At 44.5% G+C, this 11,111-nt stretch carries 5 protein-coding genes; all 5 read left to right on the forward strand.

The annotated features are described in order from the left end of the window. The first annotated feature begins 564 nt into the window (after nt 1-564). From BW980_RS19050 to BW980_RS19070, 5 genes are read left to right on the forward strand one after another with little or no spacing between them, the layout of a single operon-like run. Nucleotides 565-2,970 carry a glycoside hydrolase family 3 N-terminal domain-containing protein gene (locus BW980_RS19050; protein WP_076456750.1) on the forward strand — a complete coding sequence of 802 codons (2,406 nt, stop codon included), beginning with the start codon at nt 565-567 and terminating at the stop codon, nt 2,968-2,970. 10 nt (nt 2,971-2,980) lie between these two features. After that, nucleotides 2,981-4,966 (forward strand): alpha-L-fucosidase, encoded by a 1,986-nt coding sequence (locus BW980_RS19055; RefSeq protein ID WP_076456751.1) that lies wholly within the window; start codon nt 2,981-2,983, stop codon nt 4,964-4,966. A 15-nt stretch (nt 4,967-4,981) separates the two neighbouring features. Continuing rightward, entirely contained in the window at nt 4,982-6,478 is a 1,497-nt protein-coding gene (locus BW980_RS19060; RefSeq protein WP_076456752.1) for an alpha-L-fucosidase, read from the forward strand. Nucleotides 6,479-6,483: 5 nt separating this feature from the next. Beyond that, nucleotides 6,484-8,718: a glycoside hydrolase family 3 N-terminal domain-containing protein gene (locus BW980_RS19065; RefSeq protein ID WP_083690544.1), complete on the forward strand. Its 2,235-nt coding sequence runs from the start codon at nt 6,484-6,486 to the stop codon at nt 8,716-8,718. A 9-nt stretch (nt 8,719-8,727) separates the two neighbouring features. Next, nucleotides 8,728-11,103 (forward strand): glycoside hydrolase family 95 protein, encoded by a 2,376-nt coding sequence (locus BW980_RS19070; RefSeq protein WP_083690545.1) that lies wholly within the window; start codon nt 8,728-8,730, stop codon nt 11,101-11,103. Nucleotides 11,104-11,111 lie beyond the last annotated feature (8 nt).

Consider the following 11,111-nt stretch of genomic DNA (forward strand, 5'->3'; position numbering starts at 1 on the left):
ATTGGAATCTTTAGCAAACGAACCGATCTATTTTCATGGGGTAAACTTGATTTATAGTGAGACTTAACAAAAGAAAGATATTGATATTCTGGATGGGAGTGGCGAAACAATAGAAAGACCGTCTAAAATTACGAATTTTTTGATTTTATAGCCAATGAAATATCTTTTTGTTTGTATGGATGTGATAAAATTGACGAAATAAAATCATTGAAGCGTTTGGATTAAGATAAACACAATTTTCCAGGTAAAGCTAAGGGCTTCCTTTTTTTATGGGATAGGCTCAAGAAAGTGCGCCTTATTCTGCCAGTAATCTGAAAAATGTTGTTATTGCCCCATTTTTATTGACTTTGAACAAAATGTTTACCTATTATATCTTATAGTCCACCCCTTGTCTAGTGTTTTCCTCTTTATTTGAAGACTAACATGTCATGTCTCTATCGGTAATGGGGAATCGGTGTTCATGTTTCGAAAACTGGTCTTAGGCCATTATGCTGTTAAAGAGCCCGGAAGTGTGTTTTTTTAAAACGGGCCGGGCCGAAAAAAGAACGATAAATATATAATCAAATGAGGATAGGTACACTGATAATCGGGATTCTTCTGTTTTCTTTTCCCAAGGAAGTACATTCGCAAGGCAAGCAAAAGATATATCACAAGAACTGGGTCGATTTTAATAAAAACGGAAGAAAGGATGTTTATGAAGATTCCACAAAACCTGTAGACCTTCGTATTGAAGACTTGCTTTCACAAATGACCTTAGAGGAAAAAAGTTGCCAAATGGCTACCCTCTATGGCTTTGGCAGGGTATTGAAAGATGAATTGCCTACTCCCGATTGGAAAAATCAGATATGGAAAGATGGTATCGGCAATATAGATGAGCAACTCAATAATCTAGCTTACCACCCTTCGGCCGTGACCGACAAGGCTTGGCCTCCCTCGAATCATATCAAGGCCTTGAACACCATTCAAGAATTCTTTGTTGAAGAAACCCGTTTGGGTATTCCCGTTGATTTTACCAACGAAGGCATACGGGGGCTGTGCCATGAAAAGGCCACTAGTTTCCCCTCACAACTTGGGGTAGGGGCTACATGGAACAAAAATCTGGTCGGTAAAATAGGACATATTACAGGAAGAGAAGCCCGGCTATTGGGCTATACCAATGTGTATTCGCCCATACTCGATATTGCCCGCGACCCACGCTGGGGCAGGGTAGTAGAGTGCTACGGGGAAGACCCCTACTTGGTAGGCGAACTCGGATATCAAATGGTAAAGGGCATACAGCAAGAGAAAGTGGTTTCCACTCCCAAACACTTTGCCATATACAGTGCGCCCAAAGGAGGTCGTGACGGCGATGCCCGAACCGATGCCCATATTACCGAGCGCGAATTGTTTTCGCTTTACTTACATCCCTTCAAACGTGCTATCAAAGATGCCGGCGCCATGGGGGTGATGAGTTCATATAACGATTACAATGGCGTGCCGGTGAGCTCGTCCAAATATTTTTTGAACGATATTCTACGTGACGATTGGGGCTTTAAAGGTTATGTGGTGTCCGATAGCCGTGCAGTTGAATTCATCGCCGATAAGCACCATGTGGCCAAAGACCGTAAAGATGCGGTTCGGCAGGCCGTTCTCGCAGGTTTGAATATAAGAACCGATTTTACCATGCCGGAAGACTTTATTCTTCCGGTTCGAGAATTGGTCAAGGAAGGAGGGCTTGATATGGCCACCATTGACGACCGTGTACGCGATATCCTTAGGGTAAAATTCTGGCAGGGACTTTTTGATGCTCCTTATGGGAAGCAAATGAAAGAGGCCGATAAGACCGTCGGGAAGCCTGAGTACCAAGAAGTGGCATACCAAGCTTCCCTGGAAAGCATTGTTTTGCTGAAAAACGAAGAAAACATTCTCCCTCTCGATTTTTCAAAATACAAATCGATTTTGGTTACAGGCCCCAATGCCAAGGCCATCGATCACTCGGTAAGTAGATATGGCCCTTCGCACATTGATGTGGTTTCGGTCTTTGACGGAATAAAGGAGAAATTCCCCAAAAATATAGAGATAAAGTATAGCAAGGGCTGTGATTTTTTTGATGAAAACTGGCCCGATAGCGAATTGATGAACACCCCTCCGACAGAAGCGGAACAAAGTGAAATCGACAAGGCGGTGGCAATGGCAAAAACGGTAGGCTTGGCCATAGTGGTTTTGGGCGACGACGAAGAAACCGTGGGGGAATCGAGATCTAGAACCTCATTAGACCTTCCGGGAAACCAACAAAAACTGGTCGAGGAAATTTATAAAACGGGTACCCCGGTAATCGTGGTGTTGATCAATGGGCGGCCGATGACCATTAATTGGGTCGATAAATATGTGCCGGGTATAGTTGAAGGATGGTTTCAAGGGAAATTTGGTGGGTCGGCCATAGCCGATGTACTGGCAGGAAATTACAATCCGGGCGGAAAGCTTCCGGTATCCTTCCCTAAAACCGTAGGGCAGTTACCGATGAACTTTCCTTCGAAACCGGGCGCCCAAGCCGATCAACCCGCTAAAGGACCCAACGGTTCGGGAAAAACACGGGTAGGCGGCTTTCTTTATCCTTTTGGTTACGGTCTGAGTTACACCACTTTTGATTATGCGAACTTAAAAATCGAATCGAATATCAAAAACGGTTTGGGGGATGTAGTGGTTTCTGTGGATATTACTAATTCAGGGAAGCGAAAGGGCGATGAAATCGTTCAGCTTTATTTTTCCGATGAAACCTCGAGTGTAACGGTCTATGAAAAACAGCTTCGGGGGTTTGAACGGATTTCCTTGGAGGCCGGGGAAACCAAAACGGTGAATTTTACCTTGTCGCAAGACGATTTGTCGCTTTACAATAGGCAAATGGAATTTGTGCTCGAACCGGGAAGGTTCAAAATCATGGTAGGAAGCTCTGCAGAAGATATTCACGTCAGTGGAGACTTGAAAATATAAACCACAACCAATGAAAATTAAATTAATCTTTACGTTGCTGTTACCTATAGCCTTGAGTACCGTTACCGCTATGGCACAAGATTCTCCTTCTTTTGAATTGGCGAAACCAAGTGCCAAACAAATTGCGTTTGCAGACTGGGAGGTGGGAGCCTTTATACACTTCGATTTAAACACTTTTACAGGGCAGGAACATGGCGATGGACAGGAGCCGCCATCAAAATTCAATCCTACCCAATTGGATGCCGAGCAATGGGTACTGACAGCAAAAGCATTAGGAGCTAAATATGTCTGTCTAACGGTTAGACATGAAGGGGGCTTCTGTTTATGGCCCTCCAAAACTACTGATTATACGATTGCCAACAGCCCGTATAAAGCGGGTAAAGGTGATATTGTAAGAGAGTTTGTCAATGCTTGTCGTAAACATGACATGGTGCCGGCATTCTACCATACCGCCGCCTTTGATGCTAATGCAACCCTCAAGGATTACAAAGGAGAACTGGACCTTCCGTTAGACTGGATGACTACTTGGGGAAAGGCCATGTCTTCTGCCCATAAAAACGATCCAGGTCTTAAAGAGCGGCTGAAAAAGATTCAGGTAGAACAAATGAGGGAGCTCCTTACCGAATATGGCCCGATTGGTTTTATGTGGTCTGACCATTGGAATGCACAAGACCCAAATGGGGTATGGCGGGCTGTAACGGATTTGGCTGAAGAATTGCAACCGGAAATGGTATTTATGGGAACCGATACTTGGGTCCCTGGAAATGAAACGGGGCATGTTGTATATCCTATGTGGAATGCAGTGAATACGGTAGATGGAACAAACTATTCTAGACCGGCGCCAACCAAAAACGATATTACGGATAAGAAAAATAATTATGGACTTTTGGAAACAGATGTCCTTACAGGACATCCATTAGGAAAATTTTGGCGTGTACGTGAATGCACGACAAATTCAGGCTTTCATTATGGAGGATGGTTTTGGCACCCCGATTCGGTGAAGACAACCACCCCCAAAAAATTATGGGAACATTTAGACCTGTATTATAGAACCGTAGGGCTTGGAGCCAATACTATCATTAATTTACCCCCTGACGACCGAGGACTTATACCGGAAGATTTCGTAATGGCCGCCAAGATTTTCGGTGATGAAATCAAGGAGCGATTTTCAAATCCAATAGCCCAGACCAATAAGATACATAAGGGAGATACATTGGTATTGTCATGGGCAGAGCCTAAAATTATTAATACCGTTGTCACTATGGAAAACATAGCAAACGGACAAAAAGTGGCAAAATATATATTAGAGGCGTATGTAGATAAAAAGTGGCAAGAACTGAAACCTAGAAACAAGCTAATTGGATTTAAACCCTATAATAGTAGTCCTGGGTATCAGACCATTGGCCACAAGAAAATAGACCGAATAGAGCCGGTAACTACAAATAAAATACGGTTTAGAAGTTTAGAATCCATTGTGCACCCTGTTGAAATCAGACAGATGTCGGTTTTTAATTGCCCGCCGGTAGTAAAGAATTTTGACTCGAAGTTTCCCTTTTTAAGTGGATTGGAATCTACATCTGAATCTGCGCATAACGGGGTAAAACGAGATAAAAATTATATCGGTAATCATATAGTCATCAATGGGAAAACATTTCAAAAAGGGCTAATGGTTTGTCCGGTCGGTAAAACGAAGAAAGGGCATATCGAATTTAATATATCACAGTACCAAGATGTTAAAGGTATAACGGCCACTATAGGTATAGACGATTTGGCAAATCATAACGGCTCGGTCGTTTTTATTGTAAGAACGTATCAAGACGGTGTGTGGACTGACCTATACACGAGTGAAACACTAACAGGGAACGATGACGGAGTCAATATTGATGTTGATTTTCCGTATTCACCCAGTAAACTTCGCCTCATTACAACCGACGGGGGAGATAATGCCAATTCTGATCATGCCGTTTGGGGCAATATTCAGTTTAAACTGAAGTAATAAATAGATGTATTTATGAAATATTTTTCTTACGTATTACTGTTTGCGTTATTCGTAAACTGTAAAAACCAAAAATCGTCACCCGCTAGTATAGAAGAGTTTGAGCTTGCGAAACCAAGTGCCAAACAAATTGCGTTTGCGGATTGGGAAGTTGGAGCTTTTATCCATTTTGGTTTGAATGTATTTAGTGGACAGGAACATGGGGATGGAAAAGTATCGCCTTCTGAGTTTGATCCCAGTGAATTAGATGCCGAACAATGGGTGTTGGCAGCCAAGGCGTTGGGTGCAAAATACGCCTGTCTCACTGTTAGGCACGAAGGGGGATTTTGCTTGTGGCCCTCAAAGACCACCGATTATACGATTGCCAACAGCCCTTACAAGGGAGGTAAAGGTGATATCGCCCAAGAATTTGTTGATGCCTGTCGTAAACATGACATGAAAATTGGTTTTTATCACACCTCAAGTCACGATGCCAATGCCGGCCTTAGCTGGTATGATGGTCGTATCGGATGGGCCGACAATCGTGATTCATTAATGAACATTGCTTTTCAAAGACCAGGCCTCAAAGAAAAATACAAGCAAGTGCAGATGGGGCAAATGCGGGAACTGCTCACTAATTATGGCCCCATAGATTTTATGTGGTCGGATCATTGGGGAGCACCAGGTAGCGAAGATATTTGGAATCCGATTACCGATTTGGTGGCCGAACTTCAACCCAATATGGTATTTATGGGCCCCGAAACTTGGGTTCCGGGAAATGAATCGGGCCTCGTGGTCTACCCAATGTGGAACGCGGTAAATACGGTAGATGGAACAAATTATACCAGGCCTTCTGCCGGCTCAAAGGATAAGAATGTCGAGAATGATTATGGCCTTTTAGAAACCGAGGTAAGAACAGGGCATCCCGAGGGTAAGTTTTGGAGGGTGAGGGAATGTACTACGCATTGGGCCTTTCATGAAGGAGGTTGGTTCTGGCACCCCGAAGTAACCTTACCAAGGTCATTGTCGGAACATGTCGACCTTTATTATAGAACCGTTGGCCTAGGAGCCAACACGATTATCAATCTACCTCCGGACAATCGCGGTCTAATTCCAGACACTATTGTTACTGCGGCAAAAAACTTTGGGGATGAAATAAAAAGAAGGTTTTCTAGCCCCATCGCGGAATCGAGGCAAATACAAAGGGGGAATACGGTTGAACTTAGCTGGAGTCGACCACGAAAGATTAATACGGTGGTATTGATGGAAAATATCGCCAATGGGCAGCGCGTGGTCAAATATGTTTTAGAAGCCTATATAAATGGAAAATGGCAACCATTAAATCCAAAAAATCATTTTCCTATAGCCAAACCGCCATACAACCCTAAACCAGGTTATGAAACCATTGGACATAAAAAAATCGATAGGATAGAAACGGTTGAAACTAATAAGATCAGGTTTAAAAATTTAGAATCGGTAGGAGGGGTACCTGAAATACGAAAAATACAGGTCTTCTATAACGCTCCTTATTAATTAGAATGAAACGATACAAGTCAATGGATTCCTTTACGTCACGTTATTTCACTTTTACCTTCTTGGCCTTGGTCATGTTTAATATGGGCTTTGCCCAAGATAAAGTACGATCTTCCGACAAGAAGATAGAAAAGCTCATTTCTAAAATGAGCCTAGAGGAAAAAGTACATCAATTGGCCACGCAATACCCCAATGCCAATATGCGATTGGGTATACCGAACCTGAGCGCCAATGAATGCCTTCACGGAATAAAAATGGATAGCGCAACGGTATTTCCGCAAGCCATAGCCATGGCAAGTACTTGGGATACCGAGCTGATCGAAAGAATGGGACGTACGGTGGCCAAGGAGTCTAGGGCCTTCGGCATTCATCAATGTTATACTCCTATGCTGGCAGTGGTACGCGATGTACGCTGGGGCCGAACCGAAGAAAGCTATGGGGAAGACCCTTATTTGGTGGGTAAAATCGGCTCATCATACATTAGGGGATTGCAGGGCATGGGAACGGAACGCTTTGATGAAAACCATATAATGGCCACGGCAAAACACTTTGTGGCCGATGGGGAACCTATGGCGGGAGACAATGGTGCGGCACACGACGTGTCGGAATACACCCTCCAAAATGTACATTTATATCCATTTCGCATGGCCGTTGAAGAAGCCAAGGTAGGTGCGATAATGCCGGCCCACCACCTCTTGAACGGTATACCTTGTCATGCGAACAAACACGTAATGCAGACCGTACTTCGCGATGAATGGGGATGGGATGGGCTTGTGGTCTCTGACAATGGGGATATGCGCTCCTTAAAACGGGTTTTTAATTATGTTCCCGATTACGAACATGCGGCCAAAAAAGGTTTAGAAGCCGGAATTCACCAAGAATTGGCCCTTTTTCAAGGGTGGAGCGACCACCGGATGTTTGGCGATTACCTGATATCGGCAGTAAACAAAAAGATAGTGCCCATCGCACTTGTAGACGATGCAGTAAAACATGTATTACAGGCTAAATTCGATCTAGGTCTTTTTGATGCCGATATCAAAAACGACGAGCGTTTCGATGTCCTTAAAAACCCAGATAACGGTGAGCCGGACAAGGTTAGCCAGCACGATGCCGAAATGTTTAAAAAAGCCCTTTATGTGGGGATTCCTAAGAAAAATTGGAAAAAAACCGTTTTTGACCAAAGTCATAATGACTTGGCCCTTGAAGTAGCACAGAAGTCCATTGTACTCCTAAAAAATGAAGGAAGCCTTCTTCCGCTCAAAAAGGAAAAGTATAAAAAAATAAGTGTTGTAGGCCCCAATGGTAAAGCCATGCGTTTGGGAGGGTATTCCCCCGACAATCCTAAATACTATGTAAACATAGTAGAGGGAATACAAAACTACCTCGGCAGTGATAGGGATGTGGCCTTTGAAGAGGGGTGCGATTTTACCGACTCTACGGCAAATATTCCGAAAGCAGTGGCATTGGCCGAATCTTCTGATATAACCATCGTTGCTATTGGCGGGTCGGAAGAGACCTGTCGAGAGAATGAAGATCGTGACGACCTAAGACTTCCCGGGCCACAACAAAAATTGGTAGAGGCCATTCACGCCACGGGCAAACCATATGTGGTGGTGTTGCTCAATGGTAGGCCGCTATCCATTGAATGGATAGCCGAGAATTCGCAAGCCATTGTAGAAGGATGGTATTTAGGGCAGGAAACAGGAAAAGCGATCGCTAATGTATTGTTCGGAAAGGTAAACCCAAGTGGTAAATTGCCGATAAGCTTTCCTAGAAACGTAGGTCAGGTACCCTTGTTTTACAATAAGCTGGAAACCGGTCGCCCTAGACAGATATATAACTCCGATCCCGAACCTTTGTTTCCTTTTGGTTACGGGTTGAGCTATACTTCCTTTGAACTAGGTAAGCCCCGACTTTCAAATGAAGTCATAGCTTCAAATGAACTGACAACGGTAAATATTCCTATAAGCAATACCGGTACCCGTTCGGGGGAAACGGTGGTCCAACTGTATGTGCACGATGTGCTTTCCGAAAGGGTACGCCCCCAAAAGGAACTGCGCAATTTTAAAAGAGTGGCCCTAAAACCAGGTGAAACAAAACAAATAAGTATCAAAATAGGTGCCCAGCAATTGGAATATTGGAACGATGGAAAGTGGACTATAGAACCGGGGCAATTTGATATCATGGTCGGATTGGACTCCAAACACCTCAAAAAAGTAGCCTTAACCGTCAAAAAATAGCGGCATATTATGAGATTTTTGAATCTTTTAAGCTTTACGAATTCTATCAGGCTGCTGTGCTTGTGTCTTTTCTTAGGATGTGCCGAGAAGCCAAAGGAAACAGGTGATAAAGCGGAATTGAAGTTGTGGTACGACAGGCCGGCCGAAATTTGGGAAGAAGCCTTGCCCGTGGGGAATGGAAGTCTGGGGGCCATGGTTTTTGGACGTCCCATAACGGAACGAATTCAATTCAACGAAGATACCTTTTGGGCAGGAGGCCCGATAACCCCTAGTAAACCCGAGACCAAGAGTTATCTGCCAGAGGTCAGGAAACTGGTCTTCGACGGAAAATACAAAGAGGCCGATGCTCTTATCAATAAACATATCATCGGTCCTAAAATGATGCCTTACCTGCCGATGGGCGATGTTGTTATTGAAATGAAAGGCCTTGACGATATCACCGATTTCCGAAGGGAACTAGACCTTAGAACGGCCATAAGCAAGGTTGGGTTCAGCTCAAAGGGAATAGCGTACAAACGTGAGGTCTTTTCTGCCGTCGAAGAAAATGCCATAGTCATTAGACTAGAGGCTAGTAAAGAGAAAAGCCTTAATTTTTCCCTTGCCCTGGATAACCAAATTGGGGCAAAATCCCGGGTCTTGGATGCAAATAACCTAGAACTCTCGGGCACAGCTCCCGATAGGGGCAACAGAAAAAGTGAACTCCGTTTTGTCTCAAGATTGAATATTGGGGAAAACGACGGACAAACTACCGTTAACGATTCCACGATTACGGTTTCAGGGGCTTCTAAGGTGACCCTTCTGCTATTCGCGGCCACGAACTTTAAAAATTATAAAGATGTTTCGGGTGATCCCGATTTTAAGTGCAAGACCTTATTGGATATGGTGCATCTTAAAAGCTTCGGGCAGATACGGGCACAGCATATAACCAATCATCAGCGCTTGTTTGAACGCTTAGACTTCGATATGCCCACCAATTTGAATTCAGGCTTACCGACCAACGAACGATTAGAGAAATTTCAAGAGGAGATCGACCCCAGTTTGGTTGCGCTATATTATCAATTTGGGCGCTATCTCTTAATGAGCAGTTCAAGGGGAAATAGCCAACCGGCGAATTTACAGGGTATATGGAACCCTCATCTGACCCCTCCTTGGGACAGTAAGTACACTACCAATATCAACTTAGAGATGAATTACTGGCCTGCAGAGGCGAGCAATTTGGCGGAATGTGCCATCCCCTTGTTTACCTCTATTCGAGAACTGGCAGAGGCCGGGGCCGTAACGGCAAAAAACAATTATGGGGCCGACGGGTGGGTACTACACCACAATACGGATATCTGGAAGACCACGACGCCACTAGATGGGGCGGCGTGGGGAATTTGGCCTACCGGTGGGGCCTGGCTTACGACCCATTTATGGGAACACTACCTGTTTTCCGAAGACAAGGCCTTTCTTAGATTACACTATCCCGTGATAAAGGGCGCAGCCGAATTCTTTGTGAATACATTGGTAACTCATCCCGAATACGGTTACTTGGTGACCAATCCGAGCATATCTCCCGAAAATAGACATATGGAAGGGAATATTAGCGTTTGCGCGGGCCCGGCAATGGATACTCAATTGCTTCGGGATCTTTTCGCCCAGTGTATCAAGGCTTCCGAGATATTGAACGTCGATTCCGATTTTAGGGAACTTCTCGTAGAAACCCGAAGTAAACTGGCTCCCGACAAAATAGGTTCGGAGGGACAATTACAGGAGTGGTTGGATGACTGGGACATGAAGGTCCCTGAGTTACAACATCGCCATGTAAGCCATTTATACGGACTCTATCCTGGGGCGCAATTCACCCCGGAAAGAACGCCCAAGGAATGGAACGCCGCGAGAAAATCGCTTGAAATCAGAGGCGATGGGGGTACCGGTTGGTCCCTTGGTTGGAAAATTGCCCTTTGGGCACGGTTGAACGATGGAGACCATGCCTTTAAAGTGCTAAAGACTTTATTGAAGCCCACCAGTTATACAGGACATGGAGGCCCGGGAGGGACCTATCCGAACTTGTTCGATGCCTGCCCTCCTTTTCAAATAGATGGAAACTTTGGAGCCCTAGCCGGAATCAATGAAATGTTACTGCAGAGTCAAAACAACAGGGTGTTGCTGCTGCCGGCATTACCTGCCGAATTAAAGGAAGGGAGTATTCAAGGCATTCGGGCCCGTGGCGGATTTGAGCTTTCCATGGCCTGGAAGGACGGAAAGTTAAGGGCTGTAAAAATACTTTCTAAAAAAGGGAATACCTGCAATTTGGTGTATGGCGATAAAAGTATCGAACTAGAAACCGAGGCAGGGCAATCTTATCTATTGGATAGGGGACTCAGTTTGGTCCAAAAGGAATAAGTGTCAAA

It is taken from the genome of Zobellia uliginosa, from assembly GCF_900156625.1.
Classification (GTDB): Bacteria; Bacteroidota; Bacteroidia; order Flavobacteriales; family Flavobacteriaceae; genus Zobellia; species Zobellia uliginosa.